The following is a 23,217-nucleotide window of genomic DNA, read 5'->3' as shown; positions in this document are numbered from 1 at the left end:
CTGAGGTCACAGGGAATGAACGGTGGCGTCGGCGGCGTCGGCCGCGAACGCCAGCGGGTTGCGCAGCGTGCGGCCGAAGGCCGGCAGACTGATCTCGAAGCGATCGCCGTCGCGGGTCTGGACGCCGTCGGCGAAGCTCAGCGTCGCGGTGCCGAAGAAGTGCACGTGGACGTCGCCGGGGCGCCGGAAGCCCGGGTACTTGAAGTGGTGGTGCTCGAGGTTGGCGACGCTGTGGGCCATGTTGGCCTCGCCGGTGAGAAACGGCTTCTGCCACAGGGGCTCGCCGTCGCGCACGATGCGGCTTACGCCCTCGAGGTGCTCGGGCAGCTCGCCGATCAACAGCTCCGGGCCGAAGCTGCAGTGGCGCAGCTTGGAGTGGGCCAGCCACAGGTAGTTGAAGCGCTCGGTGACGTGGTCGGAGAACTCGTTGCCGATGGCGTAGCCGACCCGCCAGGGCCGGCCGTCGTCGCCGATCACGTAGAGCCCGGCGAGTTCCGGCTCCTCGCCGGCGTCCTCGGCGAAGGCCGGCACCGGCATCGGCGCCTCGGGGGCCACCACGCAGTCGCCGTCGCCCTTGTAGAACCACTCCGGCTGGGCGCCGGTCTCGCCGGCGGCCGGCTTGCCGCCTTCCACGCCGAGCTTGAACATGCGCATGGAGTCGGTCAGCTCGGACTCGTCGGCCTGGGTCTTGGCGTGCATGGCCGAGCGGGTGTCGGCGCTGCCGAGATGCGTGAGGCCGGTGCCGGTCACGAGACAATGGGCCGGATCGGGATGGGTCAGCGGCGGCAGCAGGCGGCGCTCGTCGATCAGCTGTTGATAGTCGATCAGGTCATCGTCGAGCCGCACTTCGATCACCGCCGACAAGGACTGCCGGCTGGCGATGGCCAGCCGCGCCAGGGCGTAGGTGCCGCCGGCGAGGCGAATCGGCCTCACCGCGTCGTCGCTCTCCACCAGGGCAGCGCGCGGCTGCCCCTCCTCGAGATACTGGATCAGTCGCATGGCCGGCCTCACTCGGTGATGTGGAACTGGTCGAAGTAACGCTCGTTGAGCGTGAGGCCGAGGCCCGGGGTCTCGTCATCCAGGTCGAGGAAGCCGTTGACCGGCTCCGGGTCGCCCTCGAACAGGTAGTAGAACAGCTCGTTGCCGATCTCGACGTCGTGGACCGGGAAGAACTCTGCCATCGGCGAGGCCAGGGTCGCCATGGTCAGGTGATAGTTGTGCATCTGGCCGGCGTGGGGGATCACCGGCACGCTGAACGACTCGGCGATGGCATTGATCTTGCGCGCCGCCGTGATGCCGCCGACCCGGTTGGTGTCGTACTGCACCACCGAGACGGCACGCTTCTCGAGCAGCTGGCGGAAGCCGTAGTGGGTGAACTCGTGCTCGCCGCCGGAGATGGGGATGCTGGTCAGCCGGTTGAGCTCGGCATAGCCGTCGATGTCGTCGGCCAGCACCGGCTCCTCCAGCCAGCGCGGCTGAAAGCGCTCCAGCTTCGGCAGCATGCGCTTGGTGTACTCCAGGTTCCAGCCCATGTAGCACTCGAGCATCAGGTCGACGTCCTCGCCGATCACCTCACGCACCGCGGCGACGCTGTCGAGGTTGGCGCGCATGCCGGCGGGACCATCCTTGGGGCCATAGCCGAAGCGCATCTTCATCGCCGTGAAACCCTGATCGAGATAGGACTGGGCCTCCTCCTGCATCGACTTCAGGTCGGTGCGATAGAGCTTGGAGGCATAGCAGGGGATCTTCTCCTTGGTGCGCCCGCCGAGCAGCTTGAACACCGGCTGCCCGACGGCCTTGCCCATGATGTCCCAGATGGCGATGTCGACGCCGGAGATCGCCGCCATGCCGATGCCCTTGCGCCCCCAGGCGTGGGTGGAACGATACATGCGCTGCCACAGGTACTCGTAGTCGAAGGGGTCCTGACCGATCACCAGCGGCGCCAGGTACTGGTCGATGATGGCCTTGGCGATGCGCGGCGCCAGCGCCACGTTGCCCAGCCCCACCAGGCCAGTATCGGTCTCGACCTCGACGGTGGTCCAGCCGTGGAAGCGGAAGGTCCCCATGGAGTCGCCCTTGTCCCACAGCTCGTCCATGGCGTTGGAGCAGAAGTGGGCGGTGGGGGGCACGGTGTGGCCCTTCCATTCGAAGACGCGGGTGCGGACGTTGCTGATCTTCATGTGCGGTGTTCCTTGTACGGGGAGATTCAGGCGTGGGTGGCGGCGTCGGCGAGACGCTGGCGACGCAGATTGGCGCCCATGCGGCAGGCAATCTCGAAGGCGTTGCGGGTCGGCCCCACATCGGCCCGGCCCTGGCCGGCGATATCGAAGGCGGTGCCGTGGGCCGGCGTGGAGATGGGGATCGGCAAGCCGCCCTGAACGGTGACGCCCTGCTTGAAGCCCAGCAGCTTGATCGCGATCTGCCCTTGGTCGTGATACATGGTGACGATGGCGTCGTAGTCGCCGTCGCGGGCCTTGAGGAAGATGGTGTCGGCGGGGAAGGGGCCGTCGATGGGATAACCCTGGGCCCGGCACGCCTCGACGGCGGGGGCGATGACATCGATCTCCTCGCGCCCGCAGGTACCGCCCTCGCCGCCATGGGGGTTGAAGGCCGCCACCGCGACCCGCGGCGCCTCGAAACCGGCCAGTCTCAAGGAGTCATGAATCAGCCGGCTGGCGGCAACGATGCGCTCCTTGGTGACGTAGCGGGCGGCATCCTTGAGCGGGATGTGCGAGGAGATCCGCGAGGTCCACAGGCTGCCCAGGGTGTTGAACTCGCAGAAGTACCCCTCCACGCCCAGCCGCTCGGCGAAGAAGTGCAGCTCATCTTCGTGCTGCAGGCCGCCCTTCTTCATCGCCAGCTTGTTGAGCGGCGCAAAGCAGATGGCATCCACCTCACCGGCCTGGGCGGCCGCCAGGCAACGATCGAGGATCGCCAGCACCGAGGCGCCGCCGGCGGCGGTCTCCTCGGCATAGCCGACCTCGCCCTCGGCGACGCTGTCGACCGGCAGGAAAACCGGCCCGGCGTGGTCGCGGGCGGCGGCAAAGTCCGAGACCTCGGGTAACGGATGAGAGAGGCCGGCGACGCGTTGCCCCTCCTGCCACAGCCAGCGGTCGCCCACCAGCACGGCATGCACGTCGGCGAACAGCGGGGTCTCGGCGAACAGCCTGGCGATCAGTTCCGGGCCGATGCCGGCCGGGTCGCCCAGGGTGACGGCGATGAGGGGGCGTGAATCGGTCATGAGGGGCTCCGTATCACTCAATAGAAGAGGTTGACGAGTGTCATGGGAATAGCCGGCACGTAGGTGACCAGCATCAGCACGATGAAAAGCACCAGGATCATCGGCAGATTGACGCGGGTGGTGTTCCAGATATCGGTCTTGGCGATGGAGCAGGACGTCGCGAGCACCGAGGCGACCGGCGGCGTCTGCTGGCCGATGGCCAGGTTGAGGGTCAGGATCAGGCCGAAGTGGATCGGGTCGATGCCGATCTGCTGGACCAGCGGCATGACGATGGGCACCACCAGGATGATGGCGGCGGCGCCGTGCAGGAACATGCCGAGCAGCAGCAGCAGGACGTTGAGCAGCGCCAGCACCAGCACCGGATCCTGGGTGATGGCGGTGATCTGCTGGGCCAGCTGCTGAGGCAGCTGCATCTCGGTGAGGAACAGCCCCAGTACCGCCGAGGTCGCCACCAGCAGCATCACCACGGCGGTCTGGACCACGCCCTCGATCACCGCGCGGTAGAGGATCTTGAGGTTCAGCTCGCGATAGACCAGCCCGCCGATCAGCAGGGCGGCGAGCACGGCGATGCCGGCGCCCTCGGTGGCGGTGACGAAGCCGCCGAAGATGCCGCCGAGGATGATCACCGGCAGCAGCAGGGCCCAGAAGGCCTCGCGGAACGCCTTGCCCAGGGTGGCCAGCGAAAACGCCGCTTCGCGGGGCAGGTCGTACTTCACCGCGTAGTAGTAGCAGGCCCCCGCCAGCCCCAGGGCACCCAGCAGGCCGGGCACGATACCCGCCACGAACAGCTTGACGATGGAGGTATCGGCGATGGCGCCGTAGAGGATCATCGACAGCGACGGCGGGATGATGATCGCCAGCGACGCCGAGGAGGAGGTGATGGCGGCGGTGAAGTCGGGATGGTACTTGCGGCGCTTCATCTCGGGGATCAGCACCGAGCCGGTGGCGGCCACGTCGGCCACCGCCGAGCCGGAGATCTCGGCGAAGAACAGCGACACCCCGACATTGACCATCGCCAGCCCCCCGCGCACGAAGCCCACCAGGGCGGTGACCAGGTTGATCAGGCGCAGAGAGATGCCCGAGGTGTTCATCAGCGCGCCGGCGAAGATGAACAGCGGGATGGCGATCAGCGGAAACTTGGTGGCGCCGTTGAACAGCGTCAGCGGCACATTGACCAGTGCCTCGGCGCCCATGTTGAGGTAGACGCCCACGACGCCGACCACACCGATGGCCACGGCGATGGGGACGTTGATCAGCACCAGGGCGAAGAGGGCGGCAATGATGATGAGCAGGATCATGCGCGGTGCTCCTTGAGGTCATCCTCGGCCTGCCGAATGGCGGCCTCGATCTCTTCTTCTTCGCTGTTCACGCCGCTGCGCATCTTGCGCCAGGCCATGGGCAGGCTGAGCAGTTCGCAGAGAATGAACAAGGCGGCGCTGATGGGAATCACCGACTGGGTAACATCGAGATGGACGGCGGGAAGGGCCACCAGGGTGTCCCAGGCCAATACATCGAGGACCCGGTATCCATAGAGACCCACCACCAGGAAGAAGCCGATCACGATGACTTCCGAGGCCAGGAATAGGGTCGTACGAAGCGCCTCCGGGGCCTTGGCGACCAGCCCGGGGAAACCCATGTGGGCTCGCTTGAGGGCCGCCAGATTGGCGCCATAGAAGCTCAGCCAGGCCAGCCCCACCGAGGCGACCTCGTCGTACCAGGGGATCGAGCTTCCCACCGTGCGAAAGACCACGGCGCCGAGCACGATGGCGGTCAGCCCCAGCAGCAGGGCCACCGTGAACGCCTCCAGCAGGCGCTCCAGGCCGAGTCGACAACGATCCAACAAGGGCATGGTCGGACTCTCCTCTGTGCATGACGGGAGGGGCGCCCGCTGGGCGCCCGATGACGTGGACATGGCGACTTACTCCTCGGCCAGTTCCATGGCCCGGTCGATCAGTGCTTGACCACCTTCGACGCGCTCGGCATAGGCCTGGTAGACGGGGGCGCTGGCCTCGACGAAGGCGTCGCGATCGACCCGATTGATCTCCATGCCGGCCTCGCGCATGGTGCCGATCAGGTTTCCATCGAGCTCCGCGCCCTTGGCCAGGGCCCAGTCTTGAGTCTCGGAGGCGACCTCGGTGATGGCGGTGCGCACTTCCTCGGGCAACGTCTGCCAATTGCCCTGGCCGGTGGTCAGCCAGATCGGCGAATAGACATGGTTGGACAGCGACAGGTAATCCTGCACCTCCTGGAACTTGGCGCCGTTGATGTTGCTGAGCGGGTTCTCCTGGCCATCGACCACGCCGGTCTGCAGCGCCACGAATACTTCGGAGAACGCCATCGGCGTGGGGTTGGCGCCCCAGGTATCGAACATCATCGTCCGCCACTCGCTCTTCGGCGTACGAAGCTTCAGGCCATCAAGGTCGGCGGGCGCCTCGATCGGACGCTCGTTGTTGGTGATATGACGGAAGCCGTTCTCCCAGGTGGAGACGATGTGCAGCCCCTTGGCCTCGGCGCTGTCGGCCAGGTCCTGCATGATGATCTCCTGATCGAGGCGCTTGAGATGCTCGCGATCCTTGACCAGGAAAGGCATGTCGAAGAGAGCGAACCGCGAGTCGATGGAGGACATGATGGAGGAGATTGCCGCTAGATCGACGGTGCCCAGGCGAAGCTTCTGAACCAGCTGCTGCTCGCTACCGAGCTGTCCGCTGTCATAGAGCTCGACCTGGTGCTCGTCGCCGAGGCGCTCCTGGAGGCGGCGAGTGAACTCCTGCGCGGTCTGCCCCTGCAAACTCTGCGGCGTGCCCCCGATGGCGAAGACGATCTCATCGGCCTGTACCTGGGCCGAGGCAACCGCGAGACCGAGCGCTGAAAGACCGAGTAGCTTCTTGTACATGATGACTCCTGTGAGCTTGCGGTTTGTCATTGGCGTTATTCGAGCCAACTGGTTTGCTGGTATGCCCACCAGACCAGATGGCGTTCTTGAAGTTAGCCATCGGCCCTCGGTCGGTCAAGCCTACATATCGAGCCTTTGACCAAAGTCTCAGTCCAGGTATGCGACCAACGCAGGACAATCGCATGGCGTCAAAGCTCGCAAAATTGGTATATACTCCATACCAGTTGTACATCATCGACGAGGATGGACCCATGACGCTGCGGGCCTTTGCCGACGAACAGGCACTGAAGAGCCGAACCAAGAAGGAAATCCTGGCCGACAAGTTGACCGACATGGTGTTGACGGGACTGCTGAGGGACGGGGACGAACTGCCCAGCGAGCGAGAGCTGGCCCAGCTGTTCGGGGTCAGTCGAGAAACCGTGAGGGGAGCGCTGGCACAGCTCACGGCGCATGGCCTGGCCAGCGTCTCGCATGGCAGCAAATCGCGGATCTGCGCCAGCGAAGCGATCATCGAGCGTTTTCAGCAGCATTCCGGCCATCGTCAGGAGGCCGAGGTCAATCGCTACGATGTCGACAGCGTCTTCGAGAGCCGCCTGGTCGTCGAGGCGTCGATCGCCCGGCGAGCCGCCCGCTATATCGATGACGCCGGGTTACAGCAGCTAGACCGACTGCTGGAAGCTCAGAGTCAGCTGTTCGACTCGCCGGTGCACTTCCAACTGTCGGACCAGAATTTCCACAAGCTGATCTCGGAATACGCCCGCAACGAGATTTTGTTGCGTTACTCGGAAGAACTCTATGCCTATGGGCTGAACATTCGACGCCAGGTCATGGTGGAGAGCGGGTCCATCGAGCAGAGCTATCGAGAGCACGTCCGGATCGTCGAGGCCTTGCGCGCAGGCGACCCGGATGCCGCGGAACGCACCATGCTGTCGCACCTGGACAGCGTCTATCGTACGACGCGCGAAAAGCTCGACGCCGCGGGGTGAATCGTCACGGCTCGTCGAAACGATTCACCCCGGGCCCGGGCCAGCGCGGGAAACGGTCTCGATTGTCGATGCCTCAGGCCAGGAAGTTGTGCGGGGTCAGGGCACCGGCTGCCAGGCAGCGTACACCCGAGCAGACCCCGTAAGGGAGACGCGACCCAAGTCCGCCAGGAGCACTTGTATAGGCCGGGAATATCCCCGGCCGCTCAGTTGATGAGAACCAAGCTCGGCCTGGCCGTCATCGGACCAGGCGAGTGACAGGAAAAATCAGCGCTGACGCCTTTATCCCTTGTCCCGCGCCTCGTCGACCAGTCTTTGGAGACGATATCCATATCGATACACAGACGACAGCTTCCAGCCGTTCTCGGCGTTCAATAGCAGCTTCCGACGCAGGCGGTAGATGTGCACGTCCAGCGTCCTCGACATGGGACTCTCTTCCTGACCCCATACCGATTCGTACAGATAGGAGCGGCTGAGTGGTTGATCGACGTTCTTCAGCAACAGAAGCGCCAGACGGTATTCCTGGTGCGTCAGCTTGGCGGGCGTCCCCTGGACCGCAATTTCTTCCTCCTTGGGCGAGACGACGATATCTCCCTGCCGGAAGGATTCTAGCTGGTGCTTGCCGCCCGCATGGCGACGTCGCAGGGCGGCCAGGACTCTGGCGGCCAGCTCCTTCGAACGAAACGGCTTGCTGACAAAGTCCTCGGCGCCGGCCTCCAGGGCCTCGACCACATCCTGCTCGGCATCCCGGTTGGTCACCATGATCACGGGAGGAGGAGCCTGGAAATACTCTTCCATCCAGCTCAACACCTCCGGGCCGTTCATATCCGGCAGCACCCAGTCCATCAACACCAGGTTGTAGGTGTTGCGCTTGACGCCCCGGATGAAGGAGCGCGCATTCTGGTAGCTGTCGATCTGCCATCCTTTCTTGTCACCATCCAACCTCCAGCCCGGCGGGCCTTGCTCTGCTGCCACGCTCAGCAGATTTGCCAGCTGATCGAGATAGACTGGATCGTCCTCAAGGATGGCGATGAACATCTTGGCATGGCTCCTCAAGTGTAAATTTTACAATATTTCATATTGTTGTCCCGCGCATATGCCAAGAGAAAATTAACAATTTTTCACATGGAAGGCTATCGCGGCGACATAAAAAATGCCTGGCGGAGGCCAGGCAAGTAAGCAGGGGTCACGGGCGCTCCCATGACGCCCCTCATCATAGGCCAACTCATTGCTTTAGCTAGGGTTTGCGTATGAACAAATATTAACTACGGCACAACTCCGAAACCCCTCTCGTTTTTCACGTCTACATTCGAGAAAGAAACATGGCACCTGGGACATTCAGAGTTCCCGAATACTCCTATCAGGAAAACCTGCGCCGGTGTCCGCGATAGCCGAGCCATTTGCGGTATCGAAAAGAGAAGGGTCGCTAAAGATAAGCGCCACGCACCGCCATGTGCTTTGGGTTATGCTATAGCGCCCGGGACAATACACTCTCTCATTTACGCAAGCGGGGCCGGAGCAGAAGCATGAACGAAGGGTATCGACATGGGCTGATGGGCGTCGGTCTTGCCGCCTTACTGGCGGCAACGACGGTGCAGGCCGATGGCAATGCCGCCCCGGAGCACTACCGGGTCAAGCCGGGCGATACCCTCTGGGAGATCACCGAACGCTATCGTGGCGATGCCGGGGAGTGGCCGATCGTCGGCGATACCAATCGAGTGAGCGAGCCCCGCCACATTCAGCCCGGAGACGTCCTGGTACTGCCGCCTCTACCCGCGCTGACGGCCGAGGTTAGACATCGTCAGGGCACCGCCTGGCTGATCCGCGAAGATGGAGAACGGGTGTCGTTGCGCGACGACATGGCCATCGTGCCTGGCGAGGCCCTGGAGACCGGCCCCCGCGCCTTCGTCGCGCTGCGCCTGCCGCATGGCGAGGACGTGGTGCTACCTTCCAACACGCGGGTGATACTCCGGCGACAGGACCGCCGCCACTCCCGGCTCTACCTCGAGCGCGGCGAGCTGGAAGCCCGGGTGCCGCCACAGCGCGATCATCAGGAGGTGCTGAATGTCGATACGCCGACGGGCATCATCGGGGTGCGCGGCACCCACTTTCGGGTGGCGCATGCCGATGACGGTACGCGGGTCAGCACCTGGGAAGGCGAAGTGGCGCTGGGCCATGGCGAGACCACGACCAGCGTGCCATCCGGCCGAGGCGCGCTGTCGAGCGAGGGGGCTGCCACCCGGGTAACGGCCCTGCTGCCGGCCCCCAGGATCGAAGACAGCGTGTTTTCCGTCGATCGCCCCCTGAGGGTCGAGGTATCGGCGGTCTCGGGCGCCGAGGCCTATCGCGTCCAACTGGCACGGGACCCTCGCTTCCAGACCCTCTTCCGCGACAAGCGCAGCGACTCGCGCATCATCGCCTTCGACTCGATCCCCCAGGGGTTCTATTACGCCCGCAGCTCGGCCTTCGACGCCCTGGGTATCGAAGGCCGATTCGACAGGCGGCTGGTCCTGCATCGGCCGATCGAGGTGCAGGTGGAAGCCATCGGACAGGGGTATACCTTCCGCTGGTCCGATATTCCCCGCCTGTCATTTCGCCTACAGTTATCCGAGGACGCCGGGTTCCATGCGCCCTTCATGGACCGGCCATTCACGGAGAGTCGAGGTGTCACCTTGCACAACCTGCCCACGGACGAGTTCTTCTGGCGCCTGCAGGTCTCCGGCCCGGGCGGCGAGTTCGTGGACCCCACCGTGGTAGCGTCCGGGAGGCAAGGTGCCGTACGCCAGCCATAGCCTGCTCAGAGGCCTGACCGGCACCTGGCTGGTGATCGGCATACTGCTGCTGGGCCTGACCTGGTGGGCGGGGCAGCGAAGCTGGTCGACGGATGCCTATGTGTACGATCGCCTGCTGACGACCCGGATACAGCCACCGGCCGACGATATCCTGGTCGTGGCCATCGACGAGCGAAGCCTGGAGGCACTGGGCCGATGGCCGTGGCCACGCCAGGTGCATGCACGCCTGCTGGACCGCCTGGCCGATGCCGATGCGAGGGCCGTGCTGCTCGACGTGGTATTCGCCGAGCCGGCACGCACCCCCGACGAGGACCGACGCCTGGCGCAGGCAATCGAGCGTCATGGCCATGTCTACCTGCCCGTCATTCATGCCGCGAATGGTCAGACCTCGGGGGTTCAGCGCTTGTCTCCGATCGAGCCGCTGCGCAGCGCCGCCCGCGGCACCGGCCATATCGACATCCGATCGGAGGCCGACGGCGTCGTGCGCCGGGTCCACCTGCGGGAGAACCACCTCCCCCAGCTGGCGCTGAGCGTCTACCGGGATCTGGTCGCCGAGCGCCATGTCACGCCCCACGACACCATGCGCCGTCTCCTGGCGGGTGACGGCGACCTCGAGGTCCGCATTCCCTATCTCGGCGACACCTTCCACTTCCCGACCGTCTCCTACGTCGATCTCCTCGAAGGCCGCCTGCCCCGCTCCTTGCTGGAGGACCGGATCCTCCTGGTCGGGGCAACGGCGAGGGGCTTGAGCGATCGACATCCGACGCCCTTCGGGGGCGACGAAGGCGGCATGCCCGGCATCGAGATCCAGGCCCACCTGCTGGACGGTCTGCTACAAGGCAGGATCATCCAGGACCTCTCCGACAGGGTCTCCCCGGCGCTCTCGATACTGCCACTGCTGGTCTTCATGGCCCTGGTCCGCGGCCTCAAGTTCCGCCACATGTCCAAGCTGACCCTGGGCATCGTGATCGCGATACTGCTGAGCAGCTGGGGGCTATTGAGGCTGGGCTGGTGGTGGCCCCCCAGCGTCGGCCTCGGCTCTGTGCTGGTGGCCAGCGTGCTCATCAGCTGGCGTTGCCAGGCGACGGCCATGCACTGGTTCCAGCGAGAGCTCGGCCGCCTGGAAGACGAGCCCAGCGTGGTGCCGGACACACCGCACCCGCCGCCGAACGAGTGGGGATATGCCCTGCACCAAAAACTCCACTCACTGGAAAGCGCCATCACGCGCATCCGCAACACCCGCCGGTTCATCACGGACGCCATGGACTCACTGCCTATCGCCACCCTGGTGATCGACCGGCAGGGCACCGTCATCATCTCGAGCGACCAGGCCAAGCAACTGTTCGCCCATTACGGGGTCCATGGCGCCGCCAGCCTCCAGGCGCTGTTGTCCACCATGACGCCGGAAGGCCAGGCCGTGGCCAGCAGCAGCCACTCCCCGCAGCAGGCCCTGCCGGAAGAGGACGCGTTCGCGTCGCTCGACGACACCCTCCACCAAGGCAGGGACGAGCGCCATTTCCATATCAAGGTCGCGTCGCTGATCACGGATGTCGATGCCTTCGAGGTCGGCTGGCTGGTCAGCCTGGTGGATGTGACGAGCGAACGACAGGCCGCGGAGCAGCGTGCCAGCCTGCTGCGCTTCCTGTCGCATGACCTGAAGGCTCCGCAAAGCAACATCCTGGCCCTGACCCAGCTGCAACACACGGCGTCCCGGCTGCCCGAAGAGCAGCTGCTCGACAGGATCGCCCAACAGGCCCGCAACTCGCTGACGCTCACCGACGACTTCATGAAACTGACCCGGGTCGAGTTCGGCGCCCTGGACAGGGGCTTCGTGCTGCTCGCCGACGTGATCCTGGAAGCCATCGACCAGGCCTGGCCGATGGCCCGGCAGCGCAACATTCGCGTCGAATGCGACGACGTCGAGGATGCCTGCCCCATGGAAGGCGATCGGGCCTACCTGCTGAGGGCGATCTTCAACCTCCTGGACAACGCCATCAAGTACAGTCCTCCCGGCACTCGCGTCCTGGTATCTGCCAAGGAAGCGGACGACGATATTCGCCTGAGCATTCGGGACCAGGGCGTCGGCATTCCCGAGCGAGACCTTCCCTACATCTTCGACAGCTATCAGCGCAGCTCCGGTAGCGGCCACTCGGCGGGATACGGCCTCGGCCTGTCGCTGGTCCAGTCGGTGATCGAGCGCCATGGCGGCACCATCGAATGCCGGAGCACGGAACATGTCGGCACCGAGTTCGTCATTACCCTTCCCGCCCTGGAGCAGCGCATCGATGCCGAGGCTCATCCCGGCGTCACCGAACCTCGATGACGATCGTCTCGGTTCGCCGGCACGTCTCGATGCTGGTGACATCACGACAGGGTGACACCGCCTCTTCGGTCAGCTGCACCGCCTCCGCGGAGATGCCGTGGCGAGCGGTCAACACGCGACGAACGGCCTGGCGATGGGGTCGGTACCCACCGGCCGACGGGAAGCTGGCAATGGCCAGGGACGGGGCGGGCACGTCTTGTGCCACAAGCGCGGCGAACTCTGCCGTCACGCGCCGCCCCTCCTCGGTCAATACGCCCTCCGGCTCGAACATGCCATCGATGGGCAAGCGAAAGAGATGTACCGGTCGTGCGCTCTGGATCGGCTCGGCCAGGATGGCCGAGAACCGGACGGCACACCTGGCCGTTCGCCAGCGCATCTCCTCGACGCGCATCGCACCATCGAAGGCCAGCCTGAGCTGGCACAGCTCGCGCGGATGGCCATCCTCGGCGCCGAGATCGAACAGATAGTTCCAGGTCCGAACGTTGAACAGCCCCTCGTAGAAATGCGGATTCCCCAACACTCCCCTCACCTGGTCCTTGGTCATGCCGGCCTGGAGCGTCTCGATGGCACGGGACGACTCCAAGGTCCCCCCGCGAACGAAGGAAGCTCCCGGGTCGGGAAAGCCATCGTAGCCCTCGCCCGCCGCACAGCCACCCAGTAGCGACGCCATGGCGGCGATGGCAACACCCCGCCGAACCTTGCCCAGGGTCGTCATGGTCATGGTCTCCACCTCACAGATCGCCGAAGCGATCCTGTAGCAGGGTCAGGGCGACCACCGGGGCGGTCTCGGTGCGCAGGATGCGTGGCCCTAGGGTCAGGGCGGCGAAATCGGCCGCGGCCGCCGCCTCGACCTCGGCGGCCGAAAGGCCGCCCTCGGGGCCGATCAGCAGCGCCGCCGAGGCGATCTTGTCCGGGCGCTCCAGGGCGCCCGGCGTGCCGGGATGCAGCACCAGGCGCAGCGCCTCGTCGCGACCCGCCAGCCAGGCGGCGAGCGGTTCCGGCGGATGCACCGGCGGCACGGTGGCGCGGCCGCACTGCTCGCAGGCGCTGGCGGCTACCGCCTGCCAGTGAGCCAGCTTCCTGGCCTCGCGGTCGCCCTTGAGGCGCACGTCGCCATGCTCGGTGTAGAGCGGGGTGATCTCGGCCACCCCCAGTTCCACGGCCTTCTGGATCGCGTAGTCCATGCGATCGCCCTTGGAGATCGCCTGGCCCAGGTGCACCGCCAGCGGCGACTCGCCGCGTCCCTCGTGGAGCGACTCGACCCGGGCCACCACCCGCTTGCGGCCGGCCTCGACCAGCACGGCCTCGGCCTCGCGGCCCTGGCCGTCGAACAGCACCAGGGGCGCGCCCTCGCCGAGGCGCAGCACCCGGGCCACATGGCGCGCCGGGCCATCCGGCAGCACGACGTCACCGCCGGCGGTCAGCGCGGCGGCGACATGGATACGGGGGGCCTTGATCGCCATGGGCGAGACTCTCTCTTGAGGAAGGGAGGCACGAGGTTCGCTGGAGGTGAGATGAGCCCGGGCGCAAGCCGGGGCGAGGAGGGCTGGCCATGAATGGCCAGCCACGGCCCTGCAAACGAAGCAGGATGCGAGAGTGCCTCTGGGCCGGTGCAGCGCCCATGGAAGGGTTCATGGCGCCCCGCGCAGGCTTGCTCCCGGAAAAGCTCATCGAATGCCAGCGTTACTGCGTGGCCTGCTCGCCCTGCTGTTGCTGCTGGGCCTCGCGCTGCTTCTTCTGGGCGTAGATCGCCTCGAAGTTGACCGGCGACAGCATCAGCGGCGGGAAGCCGCCACGGTTGACCAGGTTGTCGATGCACTCGCGGGCATAGGGGAACAGCACGTTGGGGCAGAAGGCGCCCAGGGTGTGATCGAGCTGGGCGCCCTCGATGCCGCCGATGCGGAACAGGCCGGCCTGCTCGATCTCGGCCAGGAAGGAAGTGGTGCCTTCCTCGCTGTGGGTCACCTGGGCGGTGACCTTGATCACCACTTCATACAGCTCCTCGCCGACCTGCTGGTGGGTGGTATTCAGGTCCAGGCCGACCTTGGGCTTGAACGGCTGCTGGAACACCGCCGGGGAGTTCGGGGCCTCGAAGGAAATGTCCTTGACGTAGATGCGCTGCAGGGCGAACTGCACCTGGGGCTTGTCCTGCTGGCCGGCGGCCTGTTCGCCGGCGCCGTTGTTCGGGTTGTTGTCTTCCGCCATGGAAAGGAATCCTTTGGTCGTGGGATGAGAAATGGCGCGATCACTTCTTGACCAGCGGCAGGCCATCCGCCTGCCACTGCGTCATGCCGCCCTTGAGCTTGAGCACGCGCTCGAAGCCGGCCTTGGTCAGCTTGGCCTGGACGGTACCGGAACTCTGGCCGTGCTTGCAGGCCACGATGATCGGCTTGCCCTTGAACTTGTCGAGTTCGCTGAGGCGATTGTCGAGGCTGCTCTGGGGGATATTGCGGGCGCCGGCGATATGGCCCGCCTTGAAGTCGTTCTTGTCGCGGATGTCGAGCACCACGGCGTCCTCGCGATTGACCAGCTGGGTGGCCTCGCCGGTGGTCACGCCGTTGGCGCCGCCGCTGCGGATCTCATAGGCGATCCAGGCGACCAGCACCAGCAGGAAGGCGCCGACCAGAAGCGGGTGGTTCTGCACGAATTCGAACAGCTGATCGATCATGGTTCGGAAAGACTCTTTTCGGGTACGCGGTGAACGAAACCGGCCGAGCCGGCGGCGCCCAGTATACATGATGCCGGGAGGCCGCCGAGGGCGTGCGATATGACGCCCGGCGGGGCCGTGCGATATGATGCCGCAAGCAGCGGCAAGTCGCGACCCCGCCCAAGGCCGTAGAGCCCAGGCGGCCACGACCCAACCAAGAGGCTTCGACGCATGACCGACTCATCGACCCCGACTCCCCGCCCGGTGGCCCTGATCATCCTCGACGGCTACGGCCACAACCCGGACCCCACCGACAACGCCATCCTGGCCGCCGACACGCCGGTGATGGACGGGCTCTGGGAGACTCGGCCGCATGCCCTGGTGCACACCGACGGCCGCTACGTGGGGCTGCCGGACGGCCAGATGGGCAACTCGGAAGTCGGTCACATGAACCTCGGCGCCGGGCGCATCGTCTACCAGGACTTCACCCGCATCACCAAGGCCGTCGACGACGGCGAACTGGCCGACAACGCCACCCTCACCGCCCCGCTGGACGCCGCCGCCGAGGCCGGCCGCGCCGTGCACCTGCTGGGCCTGCTGTCGCCGGGCGGGGTGCACAGCCACGAGGACCACATCCTGGCCATGGCCGAGCTGGCCGCCAAGCGGGGCGCCAAGCGCATCTATGTCCACGGCTTCCTCGACGGCCGCGATACCGCCCCCAAGAGCGCCCGCGCCTCCATCGAGCGCGTCAACGCCCGGCTCGCCGAGATGGTAGGCGCCGACAACGGCTGCGTGGCCTCGCTGATCGGCCGCTACTTCGCCATGGACCGCGACAACCGCTGGGACCGCGTCGAGCAGGCCTACCGCCTGGTCACCGAGGGCGCCGCCGAGCACCTCGCCCAGAGCGGCGAGGCCGGCCTGGAGGCGGCCTACGACCGGGGCGAGACCGACGAGTTCGTCACCGCCACCGCCATCCTCGCCGGCGATGCGCCGATACGCATGGAGGACGGCGACGCCGCCTTTTTCATGAACTTCCGCGCCGACCGCGCCCGCGAGCTGACCCGCGCCTTCGTCGAGGACGACTTCGCCGGCTTCGAGCGCCGGGCGCGCCCGGCCCTGGCCGGGGGCAGCCTGGTGACCATGACCCAGTACGCCGCCGACATCCCGGCCCCGGCCGCCTTCCCGCCCGAGGAGCTCACCAACACCCTCGGCGAGGTCATGGAAAAACGCGGCCTGACCCAGCTGCGCATCGCCGAGACCGAGAAGTACGCCCACGTCACCTTCTTCTTTTCCGGCGGCCGCGAGGCCGAATACCGGGGCGAGACCCGGGTGCTGGTGCCCTCGCCCCAGGACGTGAAGACCTACGACGAGAAGCCCGAGATGAGCGCCGTCGAGGTCACCGACCGCCTGGTCGAGGCCATCGAGTCCGGCGCCCACGACCTGATCGTCTGCAACTACGCCAACGGCGACATGGTCGGCCACACCGGCGACTTCGACGCCGCGGTCAAGGCCATCGAGGCCGTCGATGCCTGCGTCGGCCGGGTGGTCGAGGCGATCGAGGCGGCCGGCGGCGCCTGCCTGATCACCGCAGACCACGGCAACGCCGAACAGATGGTCCACCCCGAGACCGGCGTCGCCCAGACCGCCCACACTACCTTCGACGTGCCGCTGATCTACGTCGGCCCGCGTCCGCTGCGCCTCGCCCAGGACGGCCGGCTGTGCGACCTGGCGCCGACCCTGCTGACGCTGATGGACCAGCCGGTGCCCGAGGAAATGACCGGCCGCGTGCTGATCGAGGCGTGAGCCGACGGCGCTGGCCGGCCCGGTGGCGAGCGCTGCCGGGCCTCGTTCTTGCGATAGCGCTGAGCGCCGCCCAGGCGGCGCCGGTCGACGAGCGACAGGCCAGGGAGCGCCTGGACGCCATCGGCGAGCGCATCCAGGCGGTGACCCAGGACCTCGGCGCCACCCGTGATGCCCGCCACGCGGCCAGCGAGGCGCTGCGCGAGGTCGAGACCGCCCTGGCCGAGACCCACCGCCGCCTGGACGAGCTCCAGGCCGAGAAGCGCGCGCTGCGCGATGACGTCGCGGCGCTCGAATCCCGGCGCGACGCGCTGGAGGCGGAGCGCCGTAGCCAGCTGACGGCCCTGGGCGAACAGCTCGATGCCCTCTATCGACTGGGCCTGACCCCGCAGCTCAAGCTGCTGCTCAACCAGGACGATCCGTCCCGCCTGGATCGCCTGCAGACCTACCTCAACCGCCTGGCCGACGCCCGCCAGCGTCGCCTCGACGAGCTCGCGCGGCTGGATGCGGCCCTGGCCGACAATCGCGAGGCCCTGGATGCCCGCGACACCCGCCTGGAACAGCTGGCCGAGGAACTGGAGGACCGCTCGGCCGAGCTCGCCCGTCGCATCGACGAGCGCGAGACCCTGGTCGCCAGGCTCGATGACCGTTACGCCAGCGAGCAGGCCCGCCTGACCGAGCTCGACCAGGACCGCGCCCACGCCGAGCGGGTGCTGCGTCAGGTGCAGGAGCGCCTGGCGCGCCTGCAGCAGCCGCCGCCCTCCACCAACATCGCCGACACCCGGGGCGACTTGCCCTGGCCGGTCCAGGGGCAGGTGGCGTCGTCCTTCGGCCGCGGCGACGGCGTGCATCGCAATGGCCTGGTGATCCGCGCCGCCGAGGGCACCCCGGTGGAGGCGGTCCATGCCGGCCGGGTGGTGTTCGCCGACTGGATGCGCGGCTTCGGCAACCTGCTGATCCTCGACCACGGCGACGGCGTCATGACCCTGCATGCCCACCTGCAGCGCTTCGCGGTCGACGTCGGCCAGGCGGTGAGCGCCGGCGAGCCCCTCGGTGCGGTGGGCGCCAGCGGCGGCCAGGCATCGCCCGGGCTCTACTTCGAGGTACGCCGCCAGGGCGAGCCCATCGATCCCAATCGCTGGATCGCCCGGCGCTAGTCGACGCTATTCCAATCGCGTCCGCCGCCACGCTATGCTGGGCGTCCATCTGCGAAGAACCGCGAGAGAGCGCATGTTCCCGACGAACGCCCCGCTGCGACGCCTGAAGGCGGCGCTGCTGCCGGCCGCCCTGCTGGCCCTGCCGCTGCCCCTGCAGGCCGCCCCCGATACCGCACCGGCCGGCGACGACCTGCCGGTGGCCGAGATCCAGGCGTTCGCCGAGGTGTTCGAGCGCATCAAGCGCGCCTACGTCGAGGAAGTCGACGACGCTACCCTGCTGCGCAACGCCATGCGCGGCATGCTCAGCGAGCTCGACCCGCACTCCACCTACCTGGACGCCGAGGACTACCGGAGCCTGCAGGAATCCACCCAGGGCGAGTTCGGCGGCGTGGGCATCGAGGTCGGCAAGCGCGACGGCCAGCTCACCGTGATCACCCCCATCGACGACACCCCGGCCTCCCGGGCCGGGCTGCAGGCCCAGGACGTGATCCTGCGCATCGACGAGACCCCCACCGAGGGCCTCTCGCTGCAGGAAGCGGTGGACCTGATGCGCGGCGAGCCCGGCACCGAGATCCGCCTGACCATCATGCGCCAGGGCGAGAACGCCCCTCGCGAGGTCAGCATCGAGCGCGAGATCATTCGCACCGAGAGCGTCAAGCAGGAACTGCTGACGCCGGGCTACGGCTACCTGCGGGTCAGCCAGTTCCAGACCCGCACCGGCGAGCAGGTCGTCGAGGCGCTGGAGACGCTCCGCGAGGACGGCCCGCTGCAGGGGCTGGTGCTCGACCTGCGCAACAACCCCGGCGGCGTGCTGCAGGCGGCGGTGGACGTGGCCGATGCCTTCCTCGACGACGGCCTGATCGTCTACACCGAGGGGCGGCTGCCGGACAGCGCCATGCGCTTCTCCGCCCGACGCGACACCGCCGCCCCGGAGGTTCCGCTGGTGGTGCTGATCAACGGCGGCAGCGCCTCGGCGGCGGAGATCGTCGCCGGTGCCCTGCAGGACCAGCGCCGCGGCGTGGTGATGGGCACCGAGAGCTTCGGCAAGGGCTCGGTGCAGCAGATCATGCCGCTGGGCGACGACGAGGCCCTGAAGCTGACCACCGCCCTCTACTTCACGCCCGGCGGACGCTCGATCCAGGCGCTCGGCATCGCCCCGGACGTGGAAGTGGTGCGCGGCCGCCTCGAGGTGGCCGAGAATACCGGCCTGCGGGTGCGCGAGGCCGACCTCGAGGGCCACCTGGCCGGCAACGGCGAGGGCGACGAGCGCGACCCGCTCAGTGACCGGCTGCGCGACGACTACCAGCTCGGCGAGGCCCTCAACCTGCTCAAGGCCCTGAATGTGCTCAGTAAGCGCGATGGCCCGGTGACCGAGCCTCCGACCTCCGACGAGTAGCGAAGGCAGCGCCACCGGGCGAGCAGGCGGCTCGGTGGGCCCTTATCGGCAGGAGAGCGGCAAGCGTCCGCGATGGCCCGCCGCCTGCTGCATCAGCAGCCGCTTGAGCGGCGCCAGGCGGTCGACGCCGGCGAGCCCCAGGTTGCGGGCCAGGGTCAAGGCCGGATGCCGCGTCCCGAACAGCAGCCGAAAGCCGTCCATCAGCTTGAGCATGGCGGCGTTGTCGCCGCGGCGACGCCGTGCATAGCGCGACAGCCAGGCCTCGCTGCCCATCGCCAGGCCGCGCCGCCGGGCCGCCAGCAGCTCCTCGGCCAGCACCGCGGCGTCCATCAGCCCCAGATTCACTCCCTGGCCGGCCAAGGGATGGATGCTGTGGGCGGCGTCGCCCACCAGCGCCAGCCCCGGCTGCACGTAGCGTTCGGCATGGCGTTGGGTCAGCGGCACCGCCAGGGCGCCATCGACCGCTTCCACCTTGCCCAACCGCCCCGCGAAGGCCCCCTCCAGGGCCTGACCGAGCGCCTCGGCGGAGAGGCCGGCGAGGCGCTCGGCCTCCTCCGGCGTGGTCGACCAGACGATCGAGCAGTAGCGGTCATCGCCCGCCACCGTCAGCGGCAGGAAGGCCAGCGGGCCATCGGCCAGAAAGGCCTGGCGGGCCACGCCCCCATGGGGCTCGGCGGTGCGCACCGTGGTCACCAGCGCCGAGTGACCGGTGTCATGGGCCGCCACCTCGATGCCGGCCAGCGCGCGCAGCGGCGAACGCGCCCCGTCGGCGGCCACCACCAGCGAGGCGGCCAGCCGCTCACCGCCTTCCAGCACCAGCTCGCGGCCCGCCGGCCCGGCCTCGAGGCCGGTCACCCGCGCCCCGAAGCGCCGCGTCACCGTGGGCAGGCCCGCCAGCCGGCCTTCCAGGGCGGCCAACACCACGTCGTTCTCGACGATATGGCCGAGCACCGGCAGGCCCGCCTCCTCGGCGGAGAAGCCCACCTCGCCGGTGCCCTCGGCATCCCACACGCGCATGCCGCGATAGGGCGTGACGCGCCGGGCGCGCATCCATTCCCAGGCCCCCAGCCCCTCCAGCAGGCGCTGGGAGACCGGCGTCAGGGCGCTGACGCGGCGGCCCGGCCGGCCAACGCCCACGGCCTCGGCGTCCAATGGCCCCGGCCGCGCGTCCAGCAGGGTCACCGCCACACCGGCCTCGCCCAGCAGGCAGGCCAGGCTGGCGCCCACCATGCCGCCGCCGACGATGATCGCCTCGCCGGCCGGCGTCGCGTCTCGGCTCATGCCGCTCGCCTCGTCACTCACGCTGTCGTCCTCCTTCACGGGCGCCGGGGTCATCGTTCCACCCCCATGGCCCGGCGAGCCAGGGTGCGGCGCAGCGGCCCCACCAGGTTGAGCCCCACCAGCCCGGCGGAGCGAGCGTGGGAGAGCAGGGCGCTGTCGAGGCCGAACAGCCGCACCAGGCCGTCGCTGAAGCGAACCACCTCCCGGCGGTCGCCGCCGCGACGGGCCTCGAAGTCGGCCAGGGTGGCGGCGCTTCCGGCGGGTTCGCCGCCCGCGGCGCCGGCCTCGATGGCGGCCACCAGGTCCATCACCCCGCGCAGCGCCAGGTTGAAGCCCTGCCCGGCCACCGGGTGCAGGGCATGGGCGGCATTGCCCATCACCGCCAGCCCCGGGCGGATGGCCTCCCGCGCCGTGACCAGCGACAGCGGATAGGCGTGACGGCGGCCCACCCGGCGAAAGCGCCCGGCACGGTCACCGAAGGCGCGCTGCAGCCGGGCCAGGAAGTCGCCATCGGAGAGCGCCAGCCGGGCTCGCTCGCGGCCCGCCTCGTGGGTCCAGACCAGCTCCATGGCCTGACCCTTGAGCGGCAGCAGGGCGATCGGACCTTCGGCGGTGAAGCGCTCGAAGGCCCAGCCGTCGTGGGGCCGGTCGAGCTCGACGCCGGCGATCACCGCCACCTGATCATAGGGTCGCTCGTCGCTCGCGATGCCGAGTCGCTCCTTGAGTCCCGAGCGGCCGCCGTCGGCCAGCACCGTCAGCCCCGCTTCGAGGCAGGTGCCGTCGGAGAGCGACAGCCGATGACCGCCGGCCTGCGGTTGGATCTCCTCGACCCGGGCCGGGCAGTGCCAGGCCAGCGGCAGCTCGGCGAGCCGCCGGTGGAGCACCCGCCCCAGCCAGGCATTGGGAATCACCTGGCCCAGGGCTTCGCTGCCAAGTTCCTCGGCGCGCAGCCGGGTCGCCCCCAGGCGCCCCCGCTCGCTGACGTGGATGCGCCGGATCGGCGAGGCCTGCTCGGCCAGGGCCTGCCACAGCCCCAGGCGGCGAAAGTGGTGCACCGACCCCTCGGCGATGGCGCTGGCCCGGGCATCGAAGCTCGGCTGGAAGGGCGCCTCCAGATCCGCCGGCAGGGGAGCGGCCTCGATCACCGCCACCGTCAGGCCGTGACGCTCGATCAGCGGCGCCAGGGCGCAGCCCAGGCTGGCCCCTACCAGGCCGCCGCCGACGATGGCGATATCCACGCGGCGGGGCGTATCGGCCGTGTCACTCATGACCGGGCCTCATTATCATAATGTACATTACGTAATCCAAATCTCGATCCACTTGCCGCCGATCATTTCTTGACCAGCAGGGCCTCGATATCGGCCGCCCGCTTGGGCACATCGGCGGTCAGCACCTCGCGGCCTTCCTCGGTGACCGCCACGTCGTCCTCGATGCGGATGCCGATGCCGCGAAAGGCGGCGGGGATGTCGTCGTCATCCGGCACGTAGAGCCCGGGCTCGATGGTCAGCACCATGCCCGGCACCAGCGGCCGCGGCTCGCCCTCCTGGCGGTAGTCGCCGACATCATGGACATCGAGCCCCAGCCAGTGGGAGGTGGCATGCGGGTAGAAACGCCGGCAGGCGTTGGCCGCCAGGCAATCCTCCAGCGCACCCGAGAGCAGGCCAAGCTCGAGCAGGCCGGCGGTGAGGTCACGGACCACGCCGCGATGGATGGCGGCCAGGGTGGTTCCCGGGCGCACCGCCGCGATGGCGCGCTGCTGGGCGCCGAGCACGACCTCGTAGAGGGCCCGCTGCGCCTCGCCGAACCGGCCGCCGACCGGGAAGGTGCGGGTGACGTCGCCGGCGTAGAGATCGAACTCGGCCCCGGCGTCGATCAGTACCAGCTCGCCGTCACGCAGCATGGCGGTGTTCTCGATGTAGTGCAGCACACGCGCATTGCCCCCGCCAGCGACGATGCTGGCGTAGGCCGGCCCGCTGCCGCCCTGCCAGCGGAACTCGTGCTCGAGCTCGGCCTGCAGCTGGTATTCGGCGAGCCCGGCCGCGCAGACCTGCATCGCCCGGCGGTGGGCCCGGGCGGTAATCGCCCCGGCGTGGCGCAACAGCGCCAGCTCGGCCGGGCTCTTGACCAGGCGCAGCTCGTGTATCGGCCCCGCGACGTCGGCGAAGGACAGCGGCGGCCTAGCGCCCCGCCGGGCCCCGGCCTGCAGGTCGGCGCGGATGCGCTCGGCCAGCCGCAGGCTCTCGCCATCGTCCAGCGGCAGATAGAGCGTGGCGCGTCCGTCCAGCAGCTCCGCCAGCCGCGACTCGCGCTCGGCGTTGACGAAGGCCTGGTCGACGCCATGCTCGCGTTCGGCGCCCGAGGCCCCGCAGCGGCGCCCCGTCCAGGTCTCCATCTCGGGGTCGCGATCCTGGCAGAACAGCACGCATTCCCCGGCCTCGCGGCCGGGCAGCAGCAACAGCAGGGCCTCCGGTTCCGGGAACCCCGTCAGGTAGTGAAAGTCGCTGTCCTGGCGGAAGGCGAACTCGCTGTCCCGGGAACGGGTCACCAGCGAGGCACCGGGCAGCAGCACGGCGGCATCGCCGGGCAACGAGGCCATCAGCCGCCGTCGGCGGTCCTGATACTCCTGGGCGGTGATGGAAGCGGGGCGGGACAGGGTCTCGGGCGGCATGGCGGCTCCTCGGCGATGGCGGGGCGGCCCCGGCGA

Annotated in this window: 20 protein-coding genes; 6 read left to right on the top strand and 14 right to left on the bottom strand. The window is 68.0% G+C overall.

Annotated features, from left to right (window positions below):
• Positions 1-6: 6 nt before the first annotated feature.
• The 6 genes from araD1 to ACXAFN_RS12235 form a co-directional block, all read right to left on the bottom strand.
• Positions 7-999, bottom strand: coding sequence for an AraD1 family protein (gene araD1, locus ACXAFN_RS12260; protein WP_474989054.1), 993 nt, complete (start codon positions 997-999; stop codon positions 7-9).
• 8 nt (positions 1,000-1,007) lie between these two features.
• The gene (locus ACXAFN_RS12255) at positions 1,008-2,180 is read right to left on the bottom strand and encodes an L-rhamnonate dehydratase (RefSeq protein ID WP_474989052.1); all 1,173 of its coding nucleotides are present in this window, start codon (positions 2,178-2,180) and stop codon (positions 1,008-1,010) included.
• A 26-nt stretch (positions 2,181-2,206) separates the two neighbouring features.
• Positions 2,207-3,241: a 4-hydroxythreonine-4-phosphate dehydrogenase PdxA gene (locus ACXAFN_RS12250; protein WP_474989050.1), complete on the bottom strand. Its 1,035-nt coding sequence runs from the start codon at positions 3,239-3,241 to the stop codon at positions 2,207-2,209.
• A gap of 17 nt (positions 3,242-3,258) precedes the next feature.
• Positions 3,259-4,539, bottom strand: coding sequence for a TRAP transporter large permease (locus tag ACXAFN_RS12245; RefSeq protein ID WP_474989048.1), 1,281 nt, complete (start codon positions 4,537-4,539; stop codon positions 3,259-3,261).
• Entirely contained in the window at positions 4,536-5,090 is a 555-nt protein-coding gene (locus tag ACXAFN_RS12240) for a TRAP transporter small permease (protein ID WP_474989046.1), read from the bottom strand. Before ACXAFN_RS12240 ends, ACXAFN_RS12245 begins: the two co-directional genes overlap by 4 nt.
• A 69-nt stretch (positions 5,091-5,159) precedes the next feature.
• Positions 5,160-6,134 carry a TRAP transporter substrate-binding protein gene (locus tag ACXAFN_RS12235; RefSeq protein ID WP_474989045.1) on the bottom strand — a complete coding sequence of 325 codons (975 nt, stop codon included), beginning with the start codon at positions 6,132-6,134 and terminating at the stop codon, positions 5,160-5,162.
• 251 nt (positions 6,135-6,385) lie between these two features.
• Between ACXAFN_RS12235 and ACXAFN_RS12230 the strand changes: the two genes are divergently transcribed.
• The gene (locus tag ACXAFN_RS12230; RefSeq protein ID WP_474989044.1) at positions 6,386-7,120 is read left to right on the top strand and encodes a FadR/GntR family transcriptional regulator; all 735 of its coding nucleotides are present in this window, start codon (positions 6,386-6,388) and stop codon (positions 7,118-7,120) included.
• Between the two features lie 279 nt (positions 7,121-7,399).
• Here the strand turns inward: ACXAFN_RS12230 and ACXAFN_RS12225 are convergent, their stop codons facing one another.
• Positions 7,400-8,155, bottom strand: a complete 756-nt coding sequence (locus tag ACXAFN_RS12225; protein WP_474989043.1) for a response regulator transcription factor — start codon at positions 8,153-8,155, stop codon at positions 7,400-7,402.
• Positions 8,156-8,643: 488 nt separating this feature from the next.
• Between ACXAFN_RS12225 and ACXAFN_RS12220 the strand changes: the two genes are divergently transcribed.
• Positions 8,644-9,909, top strand: coding sequence for a FecR family protein (locus ACXAFN_RS12220; protein WP_474989041.1), 1,266 nt, complete (start codon positions 8,644-8,646; stop codon positions 9,907-9,909).
• Complete coding sequence (locus ACXAFN_RS12215; RefSeq protein WP_474989039.1) at positions 9,890-12,232, top strand: CHASE2 domain-containing protein; 2,343 nt, start codon at positions 9,890-9,892, stop codon at positions 12,230-12,232. The genes ACXAFN_RS12220 and ACXAFN_RS12215 overlap by 20 nt, the downstream gene beginning before the upstream one ends.
• On the opposite strand, the gene ACXAFN_RS12210 is transcribed toward ACXAFN_RS12215, so the two are convergent.
• From ACXAFN_RS12210 to ACXAFN_RS12195, 4 genes are all read right to left on the bottom strand, one after another.
• Positions 12,216-12,953, bottom strand: coding sequence for an outer membrane protein assembly factor BamE (locus ACXAFN_RS12210; RefSeq protein ID WP_474989038.1), 738 nt, complete (start codon positions 12,951-12,953; stop codon positions 12,216-12,218). The genes ACXAFN_RS12215 and ACXAFN_RS12210 overlap by 17 nt on opposite strands.
• Positions 12,954-12,963: 10 nt before the next feature.
• Positions 12,964-13,695: a 16S rRNA (uracil(1498)-N(3))-methyltransferase gene (locus ACXAFN_RS12205; protein ID WP_474989036.1), complete on the bottom strand. Its 732-nt coding sequence runs from the start codon at positions 13,693-13,695 to the stop codon at positions 12,964-12,966.
• 220 nt (positions 13,696-13,915) lie between these two features.
• Positions 13,916-14,437: a protein-export chaperone SecB gene (secB, locus tag ACXAFN_RS12200; RefSeq protein ID WP_474989034.1), complete on the bottom strand. Its 522-nt coding sequence runs from the start codon at positions 14,435-14,437 to the stop codon at positions 13,916-13,918.
• Between the two features lie 40 nt (positions 14,438-14,477).
• Entirely contained in the window at positions 14,478-14,900 is a 423-nt protein-coding gene (locus tag ACXAFN_RS12195) for a rhodanese-like domain-containing protein (protein ID WP_474989032.1), read from the bottom strand.
• A 210-nt stretch (positions 14,901-15,110) separates the two neighbouring features.
• Here ACXAFN_RS12195 and gpmI point away from each other — a divergent pair, with 210 nt between their 5' ends.
• The 3 genes from gpmI to ACXAFN_RS12180 all read left to right on the top strand — a co-directional run bounded on the left by gpmI (position 15,111) and on the right by ACXAFN_RS12180 (position 19,232).
• The gene (gene gpmI / locus ACXAFN_RS12190; RefSeq protein WP_474989030.1) at positions 15,111-16,682 is read left to right on the top strand and encodes a 2,3-bisphosphoglycerate-independent phosphoglycerate mutase; all 1,572 of its coding nucleotides are present in this window, start codon (positions 15,111-15,113) and stop codon (positions 16,680-16,682) included.
• The gene (locus ACXAFN_RS12185) at positions 16,679-17,836 is read left to right on the top strand and encodes a murein hydrolase activator EnvC family protein (protein ID WP_474989028.1); all 1,158 of its coding nucleotides are present in this window, start codon (positions 16,679-16,681) and stop codon (positions 17,834-17,836) included. The genes gpmI and ACXAFN_RS12185 overlap by 4 nt, the downstream gene beginning before the upstream one ends.
• Before the next feature lie 73 nt (positions 17,837-17,909).
• Complete coding sequence (locus ACXAFN_RS12180; RefSeq protein WP_474989026.1) at positions 17,910-19,232, top strand: S41 family peptidase; 1,323 nt, start codon at positions 17,910-17,912, stop codon at positions 19,230-19,232.
• A gap of 42 nt (positions 19,233-19,274) precedes the next feature.
• On the opposite strand, the gene ACXAFN_RS12175 is transcribed toward ACXAFN_RS12180, so the two are convergent.
• From ACXAFN_RS12175 to ACXAFN_RS12165, 3 genes are all read right to left on the bottom strand, one after another.
• On the bottom strand, positions 19,275-20,513 hold the full coding sequence (locus ACXAFN_RS12175) for a UbiH/UbiF/VisC/COQ6 family ubiquinone biosynthesis hydroxylase (RefSeq protein ID WP_474989103.1): 1,239 nt from the start codon (positions 20,511-20,513) through the stop codon (positions 19,275-19,277).
• Positions 20,514-20,563: 50 nt separating this feature from the next.
• Positions 20,564-21,781, bottom strand: coding sequence for a 2-octaprenyl-6-methoxyphenyl hydroxylase (gene ubiH / locus ACXAFN_RS12170; RefSeq protein WP_474989024.1), 1,218 nt, complete (start codon positions 21,779-21,781; stop codon positions 20,564-20,566).
• Positions 21,782-21,843: 62 nt separating this feature from the next.
• Positions 21,844-23,181 carry an aminopeptidase P N-terminal domain-containing protein gene (locus ACXAFN_RS12165; protein WP_474989022.1) on the bottom strand — a complete coding sequence of 446 codons (1,338 nt, stop codon included), beginning with the start codon at positions 23,179-23,181 and terminating at the stop codon, positions 21,844-21,846.
• Between the last annotated feature and the right edge of the window lie 36 nt (positions 23,182-23,217).

The organism is Halomonas sp. ABH4_019, from assembly GCF_056159885.1.
This window is presented reverse-complemented; position numbering and strand designations above follow the sequence as displayed.

Bases quoted from the DNA above. Each gene is read 5' to 3' on its own strand.
- ACXAFN_RS12255 (WP_474989052.1), bottom strand. From the start codon at position 2,180: ATGAAGATCAGCAACGTCCGCACCCGCGTCTTCGAATGGAAGGGCCAC.
- ACXAFN_RS12245 (WP_474989048.1), bottom strand. From the start codon at position 4,539: ATGATCCTGCTCATCATCATTGCCGCCCTCTTCGCCCTGGTGCTGATC.
- ACXAFN_RS12250 (WP_474989050.1), bottom strand. From the start codon at position 3,241: ATGACCGATTCACGCCCCCTCATCGCCGTCACCCTGGGCGACCCGGCC.
- ACXAFN_RS12225 (WP_474989043.1), bottom strand. From the start codon at position 8,155: ATGTTCATCGCCATCCTTGAGGACGATCCAGTCTATCTCGATCAGCTG.
- ACXAFN_RS12180 (WP_474989026.1), top strand. From the start codon at position 17,910: ATGTTCCCGACGAACGCCCCGCTGCGACGCCTGAAGGCGGCGCTGCTG.
- ACXAFN_RS12210 (WP_474989038.1), bottom strand. From the start codon at position 12,953: ATGACCATGACGACCCTGGGCAAGGTTCGGCGGGGTGTTGCCATCGCC.
- ACXAFN_RS12205 (WP_474989036.1), bottom strand. From the start codon at position 13,695: ATGGCGATCAAGGCCCCCCGTATCCATGTCGCCGCCGCGCTGACCGCC.
- gpmI (WP_474989030.1), top strand. From the start codon at position 15,111: ATGACCGACTCATCGACCCCGACTCCCCGCCCGGTGGCCCTGATCATC.
- ACXAFN_RS12165 (WP_474989022.1), bottom strand. From the start codon at position 23,181: ATGCCGCCCGAGACCCTGTCCCGCCCCGCTTCCATCACCGCCCAGGAG.
- ACXAFN_RS12175 (WP_474989103.1), bottom strand. From the start codon at position 20,513: ATGAGCCGAGACGCGACGCCGGCCGGCGAGGCGATCATCGTCGGCGGC.
- ACXAFN_RS12235 (WP_474989045.1), bottom strand. From the start codon at position 6,134: ATGTACAAGAAGCTACTCGGTCTTTCAGCGCTCGGTCTCGCGGTTGCC.
- ACXAFN_RS12220 (WP_474989041.1), top strand. From the start codon at position 8,644: ATGAACGAAGGGTATCGACATGGGCTGATGGGCGTCGGTCTTGCCGCC.
- ACXAFN_RS12230 (WP_474989044.1), top strand. From the start codon at position 6,386: ATGACGCTGCGGGCCTTTGCCGACGAACAGGCACTGAAGAGCCGAACC.
- ACXAFN_RS12195 (WP_474989032.1), bottom strand. From the start codon at position 14,900: ATGATCGATCAGCTGTTCGAATTCGTGCAGAACCACCCGCTTCTGGTC.
- ACXAFN_RS12240 (WP_474989046.1), bottom strand. From the start codon at position 5,090: ATGCCCTTGTTGGATCGTTGTCGACTCGGCCTGGAGCGCCTGCTGGAG.
- secB (WP_474989034.1), bottom strand. From the start codon at position 14,437: ATGGCGGAAGACAACAACCCGAACAACGGCGCCGGCGAACAGGCCGCC.
- araD1 (WP_474989054.1), bottom strand. From the start codon at position 999: ATGCGACTGATCCAGTATCTCGAGGAGGGGCAGCCGCGCGCTGCCCTG.
- ubiH (WP_474989024.1), bottom strand. From the start codon at position 21,781: ATGAGTGACACGGCCGATACGCCCCGCCGCGTGGATATCGCCATCGTC.